At 62.9% G+C, this 15,637-nt stretch carries 14 protein-coding genes; 11 read left to right on the forward strand and 3 right to left on the reverse strand.

What is annotated here, in order from left to right; genetic code table 11:
• Positions 1-85: 85 nt before the first annotated feature.
• Positions 86-688: an NAD(P)H:quinone oxidoreductase gene (gene wrbA / locus D3260_RS10335; RefSeq protein ID WP_120098515.1), complete on the forward strand. Its 603-nt coding sequence runs from the start codon at positions 86-88 to the stop codon at positions 686-688.
• A 51-nt stretch (positions 689-739) separates the two neighbouring features.
• Positions 740-1,336, forward strand: a complete 597-nt coding sequence (locus D3260_RS10340) for a nitroreductase family protein (RefSeq protein WP_120098516.1) — start codon at positions 740-742, stop codon at positions 1,334-1,336.
• A gap of 680 nt (positions 1,337-2,016) precedes the next feature.
• On the opposite strand, the gene D3260_RS10345 is transcribed toward D3260_RS10340, so the two are convergent.
• Both D3260_RS10345 and D3260_RS10350 read right to left on the reverse strand, forming a co-directional pair.
• On the reverse strand, positions 2,017-2,511 hold the full coding sequence (locus D3260_RS10345; protein WP_120098517.1) for an Hsp20/alpha crystallin family protein: 495 nt from the start codon (positions 2,509-2,511) through the stop codon (positions 2,017-2,019).
• Positions 2,512-2,589: 78 nt separating this feature from the next.
• Entirely contained in the window at positions 2,590-4,167 is a 1,578-nt protein-coding gene (locus tag D3260_RS10350; protein WP_120098518.1) for a BCCT family transporter, read from the reverse strand.
• Between the two features lie 280 nt (positions 4,168-4,447).
• On the opposite strand from D3260_RS10350, the gene D3260_RS10355 reads away from it, so the two are divergent.
• The 3 genes from D3260_RS10355 to D3260_RS10365 all read left to right on the forward strand — a co-directional run bounded on the left by D3260_RS10355 (position 4,448) and on the right by D3260_RS10365 (position 7,661).
• Positions 4,448-6,475, forward strand: coding sequence for a choline BCCT transporter BetT (locus tag D3260_RS10355; RefSeq protein ID WP_120098519.1), 2,028 nt, complete (start codon positions 4,448-4,450; stop codon positions 6,473-6,475).
• Positions 6,476-6,635: 160 nt separating this feature from the next.
• Entirely contained in the window at positions 6,636-7,280 is a 645-nt protein-coding gene (locus tag D3260_RS10360) for a rhomboid family intramembrane serine protease (RefSeq protein WP_120098520.1), read from the forward strand.
• 3 nt (positions 7,281-7,283) lie between these two features.
• On the forward strand, positions 7,284-7,661 hold the full coding sequence (locus D3260_RS10365; RefSeq protein WP_147418169.1) for a hypothetical protein: 378 nt from the start codon (positions 7,284-7,286) through the stop codon (positions 7,659-7,661).
• 48 nt (positions 7,662-7,709) lie between these two features.
• On the opposite strand, the gene D3260_RS10370 is transcribed toward D3260_RS10365, so the two are convergent.
• Complete coding sequence (locus D3260_RS10370; RefSeq protein WP_120098522.1) at positions 7,710-8,138, reverse strand: organic hydroperoxide resistance protein; 429 nt, start codon at positions 8,136-8,138, stop codon at positions 7,710-7,712.
• A 174-nt stretch (positions 8,139-8,312) separates the two neighbouring features.
• On the opposite strand from D3260_RS10370, the gene D3260_RS10375 reads away from it, so the two are divergent.
• The 6 genes from D3260_RS10375 to D3260_RS10405 form a co-directional block, all read left to right on the forward strand.
• Positions 8,313-8,819, forward strand: coding sequence for a hypothetical protein (locus D3260_RS10375; protein WP_120098523.1), 507 nt, complete (start codon positions 8,313-8,315; stop codon positions 8,817-8,819).
• A gap of 98 nt (positions 8,820-8,917) precedes the next feature.
• Complete coding sequence (gene acs, locus D3260_RS10380) at positions 8,918-10,876, forward strand: acetate--CoA ligase (protein ID WP_120098524.1); 1,959 nt, start codon at positions 8,918-8,920, stop codon at positions 10,874-10,876.
• 268 nt (positions 10,877-11,144) lie between these two features.
• Positions 11,145-12,335 carry an acetyl-CoA C-acetyltransferase gene (locus D3260_RS10385; RefSeq protein WP_120098525.1) on the forward strand — a complete coding sequence of 397 codons (1,191 nt, stop codon included), beginning with the start codon at positions 11,145-11,147 and terminating at the stop codon, positions 12,333-12,335.
• Positions 12,336-13,041: 706 nt separating this feature from the next.
• A complete protein-coding gene (locus tag D3260_RS10395) occupies positions 13,042-15,267 on the forward strand; it encodes an FUSC family protein (RefSeq protein ID WP_120098527.1) in 2,226 nt (741 codons plus the stop codon).
• Positions 15,257-15,460, forward strand: coding sequence for a DUF1656 domain-containing protein (locus D3260_RS17665; protein ID WP_199671455.1), 204 nt, complete (start codon positions 15,257-15,259; stop codon positions 15,458-15,460). Before D3260_RS10395 ends, D3260_RS17665 begins: the two co-directional genes overlap by 11 nt.
• A gap of 88 nt (positions 15,461-15,548) precedes the next feature.
• Positions 15,549-15,637: leucine zipper domain-containing protein (locus D3260_RS10405; RefSeq protein WP_147418170.1), on the forward strand; the 89-nt coding region annotated here is incomplete at its 3' end.

The raw sequence follows: 15,637 nt of genomic DNA on the forward strand, positions 1-15,637 counted from the left end.
CGGCCCGTTACTGTCTATGCCTTGACGACACGCCCGCTTGCTCGTGGCATTTGTCATTGTCGATCGACCCTTTCGGAGAACGAACATGAAACGGATTCTGGTGCTTTATTATTCGATGTATGGCCACATCGAGACGCTGGCGCGAGCTGTGGTCGACGGCGCGAAGTCGGTGGACGGCGTGGAGGTCGTGCTCAAGCACGTGCCGGAAACGATGAGTGCCGAAGCTCTCGAAAGCGCTGGCGCCAAGCAGTCGCTGACCGGCGAAGCGGCCACGCCCGGCGAGCTTGCCGACTACGACGCTGTCATCTTCGGCACGCCGACGCGTTTCGGCAACATGGCCGGCCAGATGCGTACTTTCCTGGATCAGACCGGTGGCCTGTGGGCCAATGGCGCGCTCGTGAACAAGTTCGCCAGCGTATTCACATCGACCGGCACCGGCGGTGGCAACGAGACGACGATTACATCGTTCTGGAATACGCTGGCCCACCACGGCATGCTGATCGTGCCGGTCGATTACGCGGGTGCCCAGGCGCTGTTCGATATCTCGGAACTGCGCGGTGGTTCGCCTTATGGAGCCTCGACGATCGCCGGGGGCGACGGCTCCCGTGAGCCGACCGACAAGGAACTGTCGATTGCGCGGTATCAGGGCGAAAAAGTTGCGCGACTGGTCACACGTCTGGCCGACTGAAGATCGACGCCCGGCATCGGCCGGGCGCATCGACCATTTCAGGAGCAATCGATGACCAAGACGGCTGATACCGATCACAAGATTCACAACACGCTGGCGACCCGCTGGAGCCCGTATCTCTTCGCCGAAACGCCCGTCGATGTGAACGATCTGCAGGCGCTGTTCGAGGCTGCGCGATGGGCGCCGTCGAGCTACAACGAACAGCCGTGGCGTTTCATCGTCGGTGTGGCCGGTCAGGGCGACGATCATCAGCGCATTCTGGATTGCCTGGCCGAGCCGAATCGTGTCTGGGCCGGGCGGGCGCCGGTCCTCGTGCTTGGTGTGGTTGTGGATCAGTTCGTTCCGAGCGGTACGCCCAACAAGGCCGCCGAACACGATCTGGGGCTGGCCGTCGGTAATCTGCTGGTCGAGGCCACGGTGCGCGGCCTGTCCGTGCATCAGATGATCGGTGTCGATGCCGATGCGGCAAAGACCGAGTTCGGTGTGCCCGATAGTGCCCACGTGCTGACCGCCATGGCGATCGGCCATGCTGACAAGAGCGGTGCGGGCGAGGCGAAATACGCCGAGCGCGATAACACGACACGAACCCGCAAGCCGCTGCCCGAGTTCGTCTTCGGCACGCGTTTCGGCACCAGCGCCCGTTTCTAGGGTGTGTCGTCACGAGATAGACAGGACAAACCGGCAAGGCCAGCGGCCAAGCGACGACCATCCGGCGTTATCGCGCGCTCGCGTGGCTGAGCCACGCCAGGCTCACGATGCCTTGTCTTACCGCCGCTCGGCCGCGGGTGCGATATCTATCTCGTGACGACGCGCCTTCGGGCCTGTTGATGTTTCGTGCGAGTCCGCGCCAAGTGCGCCCTGAAATTGACGATGGGCGGCAAGACGAGGCATAGCACGCATAGCGTGTCATTCTGCGCCAGCGTGCTAGAACGCTGGATTGCCCTCGTGTTTTTGATTTTGGGGGCACTTGTCCCGAAGGGTTGGGCCACAAATCGCGCCCTGCGGCGTTGCGAGCCTTGCCGGACACGATTTGTGGCGCCAACGCGGCGCTCGAACGAAACCTCAACACGCCATAGGAGAGCGTTCGAGCGATTCGTTGCCGTCCGTAGCCCGGCCTGAAGGATGCGAGTCGCCGATAGAGAGGGTCTTGCGGCCGCTGGATCACCGAGTGGCGCTCTGTCGCGATCGTTGAATGCAACACGGTGCTTGCAGCGCTGAGCACGTCGCGTGATGTTGGACCCGTGCGGTGGTGGGGCCGATCATCAATGACCGAAAGCCCGGCTCCGATTGACGGCGCCGGGCTTTTCCATCGCCCTATCCCGGGCGGATCAATCCGCGTCGTCGTTTTCGTCCTGAACCGAAATGGTGCGCGGCTGGGCCGCGGCACCGCCGCGAACCCGGATTTCCATCAAGCCGTTACGCACCGCGGCCGTAATGGCTGAATCGTCCACCCCGTCCGGCAGGATCATCGCGCGACGGAATTCGCCATAGACGCGCTCGCGGGTGTAGTACAGGACTTCAGTATCGTCGAGCTCGCTGTGACGTCGCCCGGAGATGGTGAGCACGTTGCTCACCACGGTCACCGAGACATCCTCGCTGCGCACGCCGGGTAATTCACAGCGTACGAACAGATCGTTGCCGATGGCAAAGATATCAGCGGGCGGCACATAGGCTTCGGCATGCGAGCGGCTCTCGCCGCCGACACCTGTCGTCGATCGATTGAACCAGGCTTCCTGGGCTCGGTTCATCTCGCTCATCACATCGAGAAAACCACGGAACGGGTTCTGGCTGGCTTTGGGTATATTGCCGGTCTTCTTGGCCATGATCAGGTCTCCGGTCGGCAGGCCGCCCGACGTGTGGGCGGGCTCTGCGTGTCAATTCGAATCGCCTACAGCGTGTTGCTAGCGACCGTGCCCTGTCGTGGGCACACGTTTGCGTTCGGCCTCGCCGACGAATTCTTCATTGAGCGATTTATACAGGGCGGCACACATCAGCAGCAGAACCAGACAGAACGGCAGCCCGGAGGTCACGGCGGCGGTTTGCAGCGCCGAGAGCGGATCGCCACCGCCGAGCGTGCCGGCCACGAGCAGCACCGCTGCGACGGCGCCTTCCATGATTGCCCAGAACAGTCGTTGCTGCCAGATGGGGTTCGGATCGCCGCCGTTGGTCAGGATATCGACCACCAGCGAGCCCGAATCCGATGAGGTGGCGAAGAACAGCGTGACCACGATGATCGCCAGCGCTGAGGCGATGATGGTGAGCCAGTTGAAGACCGGCAGCTGATTCAGCAACACGAAGATGGCGTTGGCCGAGTTCGCATCGAGCAGCTGCTGTGCACCGATACCGTTCATCACGTAGTCCAGGGCGGTGCGCCCGAAGATCACGAACCACACGATCGAGGCGCCGGTGGGCACGAGCAGGGTGCCCAGAATGAACTGGCGGATGGTGTAGCCGTAGGAAATGCGGGCGATGAACATGCCCACGAACGGCGACCATGAGATCCACCAGCCCCAGTAGAAAAGCGTCCACGCCTTCTGGAACTTCTCGCCGTCGTCACTGGTGAAGATCGTCAGACTGGTCTTGACCAGGTTCTGCAGATAGTAGCCGGTGTCCGTGGCCAGATAGCTCAGCATATAAAGCGTCGGCCCGACGACGAAGACAAAGATCGCGAGCCCGATGGCCAGCCACATGTTGATGACCGACAGTCGCCGGATACCGGCGTCGACGCCCAGCATCACACTCGTGATCGCGACGATCTCCACCGCCAGAATGACCAGCAGCTGTGTGGTGAGCCCGTCCGAGAAATCGAACAGTTGGCCGAGACCGGCAGCGATCTGGCTGGCACCGAGGCCGATCGAGGTGGCAAGCCCGAACAGGGTACCGAACACGGCCAGGATATCGATCAGATGACCGATCGGGCCGTAGATCCGATCACCGATGAAAGGATAGAAGGCCGAGGCCGGTTTCAAGGGCAGGTTGCGCCGATAAGCGAAGTAACCCAGGGACAGGCCGAGCACGATATAGATCGCCCAAGGGTGCAGACCCCAGTGAAAGAACGTGTAGTTCATCGCCGATTCGGCAGCCGCCTGGGTCTGCGGATCGGCCAACGGTGGATTCTTGAAATGCAGCAACGGTTCGGACACCCCGTAGTACACGAGCCCGATGCCCATGCCGGCGGTGAACATCATCGAGATCCAGGACCAGACATCGAACTCTGGCTTGGCGTCGTCGCTACCCAGTCGCAGACTCCCGAATTTGGATACCGCGATGAACAGAACGAAGACCAGAAATACGGTGGTGCTGATGATGTAGAACCAGCCGAAGTACGTGCCGATGAAGCTCTGCACGGCGCTGGCGACTGTCGAGAAGCCCTTGGGAAACACACTGGCCAGCACGACCATTGCGATCAGCATGCCGCCGGATACCAGAAAAACCGGTGGGTTGGTATGTGTCTTCAGATAATTCTTGATCGTAGACATGAGCGATCCTTCCTATGTGGTGGCTACCGGCATGGAACGGATCGATCGGTCGGCACGAAAATGCCGTTTTATATCCGCCGCAAGGCAGCAACCATGCGCGACGGAGCAGTCCCCCGGTAACATTGAATGGACACCGACCGCGCTCCCTTCGCCGTCGAGTCCGCCCCTTCCTCGTCGTCTATTTCAGATTACCGTACGCAAAAAGGATGCCTGTGTCACAGCAGGCAAAGTTAGACACGCGTGATATAAAAGCGGTCGGACTTTTATTCCTGACGGGTGTATGAGCGATACTGAAAATAGTCGGGCGGGCATCAATCCGCCTGTGTTCTTTCCTTCGGTAATCGTGGTTGGATTGCTGGTGATTTTCGCGGCCTCGATGCCGGATTTCGCCAACAAGGTCTTTTCCGCGGTTCAATCCTGGCTTATCGATACATTCGGCTGGCTCTATCTGGCCGCCGTCGGTGTGTATCTGATCTTCTGCATCGTGCTGGCGCTATCGCGCTACGGCTCGTTCAAGCTGGGTCCCGACCACAGTGAACCGGATTTTTCCTATATCTCCTGGTTCGCGATGCTGTTCTCGGCCGGCATGGGCATCGGGCTGATGTTCTACGGGGTCGCCGAGCCCGTCATGCATTACGCGAACCCGCCCACCGGCGACGCCAACACGCCGATGGCCGCCAAGGACGCGATGCGTATCACGTTCTTCCATTGGGGCGTGCACGCCTGGGCGATCTACGCCGTGGTCGGCCTGGCGCTGGCCTACTTCCATTTTCGTCGTGATCTGCCGCTGCGCATCAGCTCGGCGCTGTATCCGTTCATCGGCAAGCGCATTTCCGGCCCGATCGGCAACCTCGTCGATGTGATGGCCGTGTTCGGCACCCTGTTCGGTGTGGCGACCTCGCTCGGTCTCGGGGCCCAGCAGGTGGCATCGGGCCTGAACTTCCTGTTCAGCGTGCCCGATAACATCGGCACCCAGATCGTGCTGATCTGCATCATCACCGGCATGGCCACGACCTCGGTCGTGTTCGGCCTGGACGGCGGTATCCGTCGTGTCTCCGAATTCAACCTCTGGCTCGCCGCGGCTCTGCTGGCCTTCGTGATCGTGCTGGGGCCGACGCTCTATATCTTCCAGTCGCTGACCCAGAACATCGGCAACTATGTGTCGTCGCTCGTCAGCATGACGTTCAATTCCTACGTCTACACCGGCAACGAGGACACCCAGAGCTTCATGAGCTCCTGGACACTGTTCTACTGGTCCTGGTGGATTTCCTGGTCGCCGTTCGTCGGTATGTTCGTCGCGCGTGTCTCGCGCGGTCGCACGATTCGCGAATTCGTCGGCGGCGTGCTGCTGGTGCCGGTCGGTGCCACCTTCCTGTGGATGACGGCATTCGGCGACAGCGCTCTGCACATGGTGCTGGTCAACGGGGCAACCGACATGCTCGACGCTGTCGATGCCAACGTTTCGACGGCGCTGTTCGTGTTCCTCGAACAGTTCCCGCTGACCTGGGTCACATCGGTCCTCGGCACGATTCTGGTGGTGACGTTCTTCGTGACCTCCTCGGATTCGGGCTCCATGGTCATCGATATTCTGACCGCGAAGGACGGCGAGGAAGCCCCGGTCTGGCAGCGTATCTTCTGGGCTGTCTCGGAAGGTGCGGTCGCGATTGTGCTGTTGCTCGCCGGCGGTATCGGTGCGCTTCAGGCCGCCTCGCTGGCCTCGGCGCTGCCCTTCACGATCATCATTCTTCTGATGGCGGCCGGCCTGTACAAATCGCTGTCTGTCGAGGCGATCAAGCAGGACTCGATGCGCCACATGATGAATACGCCGTCGAACGTCGCGGCCAGCGGCGGAGGCAACTGGGAACGTCGACTCGAAACGCTCATGTCCTCGCCGCGGCGCGGCCAGGTCGAGCGCTTCCTGCGCGATACCGTCAAGCCGGCCATGGACGAGGTCGCGGCCAAGTTCCAGGAGGAATCGAACCTGGAAGTCTCGGTCGAGCTGCAGGACGATCGATGCTATATCGACGTCAATCACGGGGCCGAGATCGACTTCGTCTACGGGGTGCGTGCGCGTCGCTTCGCGGCGCCGTCGTTTGCCATGGGCGCGCTGCGTGAGCGCAAACCGCGCGGTGGCAACATCGAGGAAAGCGGCAAGACGAAGCGGGATCGTTCGCACTATCGCGCCGAGGTTTATCTGCGCGAAGGCGGACAGCAGTACAACGTCGTGGGTTACACCAAGGCACAGCTCATTGGCGATATTCTCGACCAGTACGAGAAGCATCTGCACTTCCTGCATCTGATGCGCTGATCGCGCTCGGATCGCCAGGACGAGCCCGGCACCGGTGACGGTGTCGGGCTTTTTTTTATTGCCGATGGTCGCGACGCTGGCTACTGCGTGGTTTTCATCGCCCGGCGCGAAGGCGGGATCGGTTATCCTGCCCACTGACGTTCGCTGTTGCCCGAGGCCGATGCAACGCAATCCGCTGGCTCTGTCCGCCGTGCCGCCGATGATCAAATGGCTGTTGATCGCCAACGGCATCGGTTTTCTGGCCAAAATCTATGCACCGGCGCTGGTGATCTTCAACTTCGCGCTCTGGCCGCTGGGCAGTTATTCCGTGCCCGGCACCGATGCCAGCGTGGGCTTTGCGCCCTGGCAGCTGGTTTCCTATGCCTTCCTGCACGCCGACATCGCTCATCTGTTCTTCAACATGTTCGCGCTGTGGATGTTCGGCCGAGTGCTGGAACAGGTCTGGGGCGACGCGCGGTTTCTGCTGTACTACGCGATATGCATCGTGGGCGCCGGCGTGACGCAATTCATCGTCGTGTCCTTCGTGACCGGCGGCCCCGTCGTGCCGACGATCGGTGCTTCGGGCGGCGTGTTCGGGATTCTGCTCGCCTTCGGTCTGATGTTCCCCGATGCGCGAGTGATGCTGATCATCCCGCCGATTCCGATGAAAGCGAAGTATTTCGTGCTCGGTTACGGGGTTCTGGAGCTTTTCTTCGGCGTGACCGGTACGGAAGCCGGCATCGCGCATTTCGCCCATCTCGGCGGTATGTTGTTCGGTTTCATCGTATTGATGATCTGGCGTCAGCAGGGCCGACTGCGGAACTGATCGATGAGCCCCGTCCTTCTCCATCGCCTGTTTGGTTTTATCGGTGGCTCCACGGGGTTGGTGGTAGCCATTACCGGTGCCATGTTCTGGTTCGATCCGCCCGACCAGGCATTGCCTGCCTGGGGGCTGCTGGCGCTGATGATCGGTGGTGTCGTGACCCTGCTCGCCGGTCTGGGCGTGGCGGCGCGGCTATCGGTCGCGCGTTACATCATGATCGGGATGGCAGGGCTGGGCATGCTGGCCGCCGCCGCTGGCGTGGGCAGGGCGCTGCTGGCGGGGAACTGGGGCGCGAGCGTGATCGTGCTGACCGCCGTCATGCCGCTGGTACTTCTGATCGCGGTGATGTGGGAACTCGGCCGGTCGGCGCCGTCGGCCGACTGAGCCGCAACGCCCGGCGACCGTGCGGCGCCGGGCGCAGTCCAGGCAAAATCAGACGCTGACGTTGAGCGAGACGTCGATATTGCCGCGCGTGGCGTTGGAATAGGGGCAGACCTGGTGGGCCTTTTCCACCAGCGATTCGGCTTCTGCCTTGTCCAGCCCGGGCAGGTGCACGTTGAGGGCGACCTGAATACCGAAAGCCTCGCCCTGCGGCCCGATGCCGACCTGGCCGGTCACCTGATGATCGGCCGGTAGGTCGATCTTCTCGCGAGCGGCAACGACTTTCATGGCGCCGATGAAACACGCCGAGTAACCGGCCGCGAACAGCTGTTCCGGATTCGTGCCGTCGCCGCCGGCGCCGCCAAGGGCCTTCGGCGTGGACAGCTTCAGATCCAGCGTATTGTCCTCGGTCGTGGCGCGACCGTCGCGGCCACCGGTGGCCGTGGCTTCGGCGGTATACAGAACCTTGTCTAGCGACATCGGATCACCTGTTGCATGAAATGGAATCCGGACATTGTCACGGACTCCGGTTGCGCGCAATTTGATACGTTAAGCGAACGTCCATGCTTTTATGCTCTCCTGCTTGAAAGCGTCTCACACGATATCGGCGCGATAGCCTGGAACAGGGTATATCGCGAGGATCCACGGCTCGTCATGAAAATTCGTCTCGTCGCAGTTTCTCTGCTCGGTCTTCTGTTGTCGGCCTGTGCCAGTGGTCCGGCTTATCGGCCGGCGCCGCAACCGGGTGATTATGGTTATCGCGACACGATGCTCACCTCCGAGCAATTCCGGGTCAGCTTTTCCGGTTCGGATGGCACAGCGCGAGAGACGGTCGAGAACTTCGCCCTGTTCCGCGCGGCCGATGTTGCCCTGTCCCAGGGAGCGGAGCGTTTCCGTGTGGTGTCGCGCGATACGTCACCGATCACGGCCTACAATGACTTCGGCCCCTCGGCCAACGTGGGCTACGGCTACGGCTTCGGTGCACCTTACTGGGGCACGGGGATCGGCTACAGCACGGGTGGGCGCAGCGAGACGCGCTATGAAACGGTGTTGATGATCCAGATCGGCCCGGATGTGCCGGACGACGGGCCCAACGTCTACGACGCCAGCCAGATCAAGCACAACCTCGCGCCGATTGTCGCCGCCGATCAGCGACGTTGAGGCGGTCTGACGCGGTCGTGCCGTGCGCCTATGGTCGGATGCAGGTCGTTGAGTGCGTTGCGTATCCTTGATTCAAAGCCTACCAACCGCTGTGATTGATGGCCGCTGATAACCAGATCGAATCCGTTCTCAAGGAAGACCGGGTATTCGAGCCGCCGCGTCAGTTCGTCGAAGATGCTGTCCTCAAGCCGGCCGACATCAAGGCGCTGTACGCCGCCGCCGAGGCCGATCACGAAGCCTTCTGGGCGGATCAGGCCCGCCAGTATCTCGACTGGCACAAGCCGTTCACGCAGACGCTGGATGCGAGCAAGGCGCCGTTCTTCGAATGGTTTGCCGACGGTCAGATCAACGTCTCGTATAACTGTCTGGACCGTCATCTGGCCGATCGTGGTGACAAGACCGCGATCATTTTCGAAGGCGATGACGGCGAAGTCGAACACATCAGCTATCGCGATCTGTACACCCGCGTCTGTCGTTTCGCCAATGCCTTGAAGGCGGCGGGGTTGGCCAAGGGCGATCGGGCCGTGATCTATCTGCCCAACGTGCCGGAAGCCGCCGTCGCCATGCTGGCCTGTGCCCGCATCGGAGCGATTCATTCCGTGGTCTTCGGTGGTTTCTCTGCGCCTTCTCTGCGCGATCGGATTGATGACGCCGAAGCGAAGATGCTGATCACTGCCGACGGCAATTATCGCGGCGGCAAGCTGATCCCGCTCAAGGAGACGGCCGACAAGGCGCTGGCCGAGGGCGGGGCGACGATCGAGACCGTCGTGGTGCTCAAACGCGCCGGCGCCGACATCGCCATGGCTGATGGGCGCGACGTGTGGTGGCACGACTTCGTGGCGGATCAGCCGAGTGAATGCGAGCCGACCTGGGTGGAGGCCGAACATCCGCTGTTCATCCTTTATACCTCCGGTTCCACCGGCAAGCCCAAGGGTATTCAGCATGCTTCGGCCGGTTATCTGCTCGGCGCCATCTGCACGTGCCGCTGGGTCTTCGACCTCGGTGATGAAGACGTGTTCTGGTGCACGGCCGATGTCGGCTGGATCACCGGGCATACCTACATTGCCTACGGGCCGACTGCCTGCGGGGCGACCCAGGTCATGTTCGAGGGGGTGCCGACTTATCCGGAGCCCGATCGTTTCTGGAAGATGGTGGATACGCACCAGGTCACGATCTTCTATACGGCGCCGACCGCGATCCGGGCACTCATGAAGCACGGGGACGAATACCCGCAGCGTCATGCGCTCGACAGTCTGCGCGTGCTCGGTACGGTCGGCGAGCCGATCAATCCCGAGGCGTGGATGTGGTACCGCGAGTTGATCGGCAAGAGCCGTTGCCCGATCGTCGATACGTGGTGGCAGACCGAAACGGGCGGCCACATGATCACGCCGATCGCCTCGTACACGCCGACGAAGCCCGGCAGCGTCACGCAGGCACTGCCGGGCATCGATGCCGATATCCTCGACGAATCCGGCGAGCGTGTGACGAACGCCGGCGCCGGTGGCGTGCTGGTCATCAAGAAGCCCTGGCCCTACATGCTGCGCACCATCTGGGGCGATCCCGATCGTTACCGGGGGACGTATTTCGGCATGTACGATGCCCACACTTATGTCGCCGGCGATTCGGCCCAGCGTGACGAAGACGGCGATTTCCGTATCCTCGGCCGCATTGACGATGTCGTGAACATCTCCGGCCATCGTCTGGGCACGATGGAGGTCGAATCCGCGCTCGTGGCTCACGAGGCCGTGGCCGAGGCGGCGGTCGTCAGCCGGCCGCACGAGGTCAAGGGGGAGGCCATCATCGCCTTTGTCATCCTCAAGGACGGCGAGGGCGACGACAGGTTGGCATCGGACTTGCGTGATTGGGTGGCAGAGCAGCTCGGTGCGATTGCCAAGCCGGAAGAGGTGCGATTCGCCGATGGCCTGCCGAAGACCCGATCGGGCAAGATCATGCGCCGTCTGTTGCGCACGGTCGCCCGGGGCGACGAGATCACACAGGATGTCTCGACGTTGGAGAACCCGCAGATTCTGGAGCAGCTCCAGGCGCGCGGATCCTGATAGGACAGCCAGGTTAGGGGGTGGCCGGCCCGGTCGAGGCGCAATGCGCCCATCGGTGCCGGTCTTTTTTATGGGCGCGATCCGCGCTCGAGATTGCCCGGCGGCGTGATCCCGGCGCGGCTCGGGCCCTGGCAGCGCGTCGTCGAATTCGACGTTTCATTGTGGCCGGTGACGTCGTGTTTCGTGGCGCGCCGAAGGCAGCCGGTTTGCTAGCCTTGCCGGTTCGTTTTGTCAGAGCGCCGGCGCGGCGCGATTCACGAGGGCCGACATGTCGAACGAGGTGGTCATCGCCGGCGCGGCACGCACCGCGATAGGGCGTCTTTCCGGGACGTTGTCGCAATTTCCCGCAACCGGGCTCGGGGCAGCGCTGATGCGCGGCATGTGCGAGCGATTGCAGCTGGCGCCCGAGGCCATCGACGATGTGATCCTAGGCCAGGCGCTGACGGCGGGGGCCGGGCAGAACCCGGCACGTCAGAGCGCGATCCGGGCCGCCGTGCCCGATCACGTGCCGGCGCTGACGGTCAATCAGGTCTGCGGCAGCGGGATGGCCGCCGTGATACAGGCCGTGCGGGCCGTCGCACTCGGTGAGTCCGCCCTGGTGATTGCCGGTGGTCAGGAGTCGATGAGTCGCGCGCCGCACGTCCTGCCGCATTCGCGCGTCGGTCAACGTAGCGGCGACTGGACGCTGGTCGATTCGATGATTCACGACGGACTGTGGGATGCCTTCAACGATTACCACATGGGCATCACCGCCGAGAATGTCGCGACCAAGTTCCGGGTCTCGCGCGAAGAACAGGACCGTTTCGCGGCCGGTTCGCAGCAACGGGCCGAGGAAGCCGGCAAGCACGGGCGGTTCGAGTCCGAGATTGTGCCGCTGTCGGTGCCGCAGAAAAGCGGTGATGCGATCGCTTTTGCGCGCGACGAGTATCCTCGCCCCGGCGTGACGCCGGAGCGGTTGGCCGAGCTCGCCCCAGCGTTCAAGCCGGATGGCACCGTGACGGCCGGCAATGCCGCCGGCCTCAACGACGGCGCCGCGATGACCGTGGTGACCACGCGTGACAAGGCCGAATCGCTGGGGCTCTTGCCGCTGGTCCGGGTGGCTGCCCACGCCACGGTCGGCGTCAAACCGTCACTGATGGGGATCGGTCCGGTCGCGGCATCGGCGCGTTGTCTGGCACACGCGGACTGGTCGGTCCGGGATCTCGACCTCGTGGAACTCAACGAGGCCTTTGCGGCACAGGCGGTGGCGGTCAATCGCCAGATGGGCTGGGACGAGACCGGCGTCAACGTCAACGGCGGCGCGATTGCGCTCGGGCACCCGATCGGTGCGTCGGGTGCGCGCATTCTGGTCAGTCTGATCCATGAAATGCACCGTCGCGAGGCCGAGCGCGGACTGGCGACGCTGTGTGTCGGCGGCGGCCAGGGGCTAGCGCTGGCCGTCGAGCGAATTTCGGCCTAGGGCCTACAAGTGCTTCGCATGGCATGAGCGAGGCCAGTCCGGCTGCGACGGCCAGTCTTGGCACTCTTATTGCTTCATGAAATAGCGCACGATGATTTGCGCGGTATTGTTCTCCTCCGATACGTCCAGCGCTAGTTCTTCCCACCGATCATCGTGCAATCGCGGCTTCCGGCCGGCAGTTCCTGCCGGCCGGATTTTTTTGGGCCGATGCCGTCAGACTCGTTTTGTCGACAGGGCCGCGCGTCGGGGGTGATTCCCCGCCCTCGAAATCGGTCAATCCGTGTGTTGCCGGCAGCCGGCCCGGACGGCTGTTGCCCCTGCCGGCCGTGCCACGCCGCACCTTGATTGCGGCGCCGGCCACGCTCGGCGGCCCGCGCCTTGCTCGATGCGACCGGCAGGGGCAATGCGGCGACCTATCTCGTGACGACACGCCCCAGATAGGGCTCGGCCGCCAGTAGATCGGCCGGGCGGCCGCGCCGGTGTGGGCGTTGCAAATCCATGGGAATCGCGGGTGGCGATCGGCGGATCGATCGGGGCCGGCCGGCGCATTTGCGCGCCAGGCCGCTGTGCGGCCGGGATCGCCGGATTTTTGTTGGCCCCGGACGCGGCGAGTCGCGCCGCGCCGGACATGTCTTCATGATGCATGTTTTTGAGATGTGCTTGTCCCTCGCAATGCCCGTCGTCGCGCGGTTCGCGCCGTTATTGAATGCCGCTCGGCCCGGATGCGTTGCTGCCCCTGTCCATGCGCGACATCGGTGGTTATCTCGGCGTGTGGCACGGTGCCTGGCTGGCTCACGCCAGGCGCTTTGGCGATAATACGGGCATGTCGCGCCTGGCCTGGCTATTCGCACCCAACGGAGAGGCGATCTCTTTCGCGATTCGTTGTGTCATATCGGTGGGGCTGTCGCTCTGGCTGGCTTTCTGGCTGGAGCTGGACAACGCCTATTGGGCCTTCATCAACGTCGCGATTCTCATCCAGCCGTTGCCGGGTTTTCTCGTCGTGCGCGGTTTCGCTCGATTGCTCGGTACGTTCGTGGCGGCCTGTGTCGCGATTCTGCTGGTCGCTCTATTCGCGCAGACGTTTACGCTGTTCTCGATCGCCATGATCGCCTGGGTGGCGGCGATGGTGTTCTGTGCCAGCCTGTTCCAGAACAACCTGTCCTACGGGTTCGTACTGGCCGGCTATGTCACCGTGATCATCGGGGTGCGCGTGATGTCGGGCGATCCCGGCGAGGTGTTCTCCGTCGCCGTGGCCCGGGCGCTGGAAACCGGGCTCGCCGCCGTGGTCGCGGCCTTTGTCTCGGTCCTGCTGGCCCCGAGCGTGACGGCCAGGAAGTACCTGCAGGCCCGTATCGCCGCGCTGAAGGCGATCGGCGGGCAGTATCGGGTACTCGATCGCTCCGCCGAGGAGCTCAAGGACGAAGACGGCAACCCGAATACACCGCATCCTCAGCTTCATGCGCTCGTCGAGAAGACGTTGTCGCTGGAGCAGACGCGTCAATACGCGCGGTTCGATGCGCCGGAATTCGGGGCCTATGATCGGCTGGCTCGGCGACTGGACTACGAGCTGCTCTCGATCGTCTCGGCAATGGCTTCGTTGCAGGTTTATCTGGCGCGCCTGGGAACCCGGGCCGATCGCGCGCCGCTCAAGCGTCTGGACAAGGCCGCGGCACTGTTGGAAAGCGATCCCTCGCGCACCGAGGAAATCACGGCCGCGTTCGATACGGCCTACGATGACGTGCTCGCCGAGATCGGCGCCGGCGCTGAAGAGGCCGACCGCAAGCGCTCCATCACCGAATGGGTCGTCATCAGCCGGGCTCTGGATCTGGCCAACCGATTGCGCGCAGCGGTGACCAAGCACGGTCTGCTGCTCGCCGAGCAGGGCGGTGGCCCGCGGCCTTCGCGTCGCAGCGAATTCTCTACCGCGCGAACGCTGGGCGAATCGTTCAAGGTGACCATACGAGCCACGGCCGCGATGAGCGCCGGTGCGATTCTATGGGCGACACACGATCAGCAGGCGCTATCGGGCACGATGGTGTTGCTGTCGGTGCTGACCACGCTGTTCGCCTTGATGGACAACCCCACGCAGGGCGCGGTCGGCTTCGGCATCGGCGGTCTGCTGGCTGGTGTGGCGGCATTCTTCGTCAATTTCGTGTTCCTGCCGCACGCCGACAGCTTCGCGATGCTGATGCTGGTGCTTTCGCCGTGCGTGTTCGTGGCCGGACTGGCCATGATCAATCCGTCGACTGCTCTCATGGGCCGGGTGGGGCTCGTCCAGTTCGCGTTATTCGTGCACCCGGCCAACGGTTCACGCCAGGATTTCGTCGCCTTCCTGCAGAGTTTCCTCGGGGCCGAACTGGCCGTCATCTTGGCGCTGCTGGCATTTGCGCTGGTACTGCCGGTGGACAACCGGCGGCTGCTCAAGGATCGCCTGGCCGCAATCTTCGGCGAGTTGTCGCGCGGGTTTGCCGAGCCACGAGAGCGTTTCGAAACCCGCATCTACAGCCGCCTGCTCAAACTGCCGGTGGCTGCCGACAAGGGCGAGTTTCACGTGTCGGCGCGCCAGGCGGCGTTCGCGGCCGTCAACATGGGCGTCGAGGCCCGCTCCCTGATCGTGCTCGCTGACCGGGCCGGTTTCAGCCGCGATCGGCGCGCTGCGATCCGGGAGAACCTGCTTGGCATCGAATCGTTGTTCGAGCATGGTTATCCGGCGATCTCCGACGTGCTCCGCGCCCAGAGCCGAATCAACCGGTTGGCAGGCGACCTGCTCGGCGAGGCCGTGGCATTCAAGGCCAGCAAGCGACGTCGTTACGCGATCCGCGCCGCGGTGTCGGGCGAACTCGTCGCGGCCGCACTGGCCGATTACGCGCTGGCACGCGAAAATAGCGACGAGAACAAAATCACGCTGGGGGAGGCCGATTGTGCTACCTGAGACGATTGCCATCGGTGGTATCTATCTACCGATATTCCTGGGGTTCCTCGTAGCGACCGGTCTGCTTTATCTGGCGCTGCGCTGGGTGCTGCTGCGGGTGCATGCCTATCGGGCGTTCTGGCATCCGGCGCTGGCCGGCGCGGCGCTGTTCACCATTCTGTTATCGGGCCTGCTGCTGTTATTCGGTCCTTAGGTGTGACCTCTCAGTAGATTGTTCATCCGAGCCGCAGTCCTTGAAGCTGATGGGTGCAGAAATCCGTCAGACCTAAGGAGCGACCCGGATGAACACGCATAAGAATGCGCGACTCACCGTTCACAGTCGACAGGTGCTGGTGCGTCGAGTGATCGAACAGGGCCTGAGACCGGTCGA

This window comes from Salinisphaera sp. Q1T1-3, assembly GCF_003602005.1.
Taxonomy (GTDB): Bacteria; Pseudomonadota; Gammaproteobacteria; order Nevskiales; family Salinisphaeraceae; genus Salinisphaera.

Bases quoted from the DNA above. Each gene is read 5' to 3' on its own strand.
- wrbA (WP_120098515.1), top strand. From the start codon at position 86: ATGAAACGGATTCTGGTGCTTTATTATTCGATGTATGGCCACATCGAG.
- D3260_RS10340 (WP_120098516.1), top strand. From the start codon at position 740: ATGACCAAGACGGCTGATACCGATCACAAGATTCACAACACGCTGGCG.
- D3260_RS10345 (WP_120098517.1), bottom strand. From the start codon at position 2,511: ATGGCCAAGAAGACCGGCAATATACCCAAAGCCAGCCAGAACCCGTTC.
- D3260_RS10350 (WP_120098518.1), bottom strand. From the start codon at position 4,167: ATGTCTACGATCAAGAATTATCTGAAGACACATACCAACCCACCGGTT.
- D3260_RS10355 (WP_120098519.1), top strand. From the start codon at position 4,448: ATGAGCGATACTGAAAATAGTCGGGCGGGCATCAATCCGCCTGTGTTC.
- D3260_RS10360 (WP_120098520.1), top strand. From the start codon at position 6,636: ATGCAACGCAATCCGCTGGCTCTGTCCGCCGTGCCGCCGATGATCAAA.
- D3260_RS10365 (WP_147418169.1), top strand. From the start codon at position 7,284: ATGAGCCCCGTCCTTCTCCATCGCCTGTTTGGTTTTATCGGTGGCTCC.
- D3260_RS10370 (WP_120098522.1), bottom strand. From the start codon at position 8,138: ATGTCGCTAGACAAGGTTCTGTATACCGCCGAAGCCACGGCCACCGGT.
- D3260_RS10375 (WP_120098523.1), top strand. From the start codon at position 8,313: ATGAAAATTCGTCTCGTCGCAGTTTCTCTGCTCGGTCTTCTGTTGTCG.
- acs (WP_120098524.1), top strand. From the start codon at position 8,918: ATGGCCGCTGATAACCAGATCGAATCCGTTCTCAAGGAAGACCGGGTA.
- D3260_RS10385 (WP_120098525.1), top strand. From the start codon at position 11,145: ATGTCGAACGAGGTGGTCATCGCCGGCGCGGCACGCACCGCGATAGGG.
- D3260_RS10395 (WP_120098527.1), top strand. From the start codon at position 13,042: ATGCCGCTCGGCCCGGATGCGTTGCTGCCCCTGTCCATGCGCGACATC.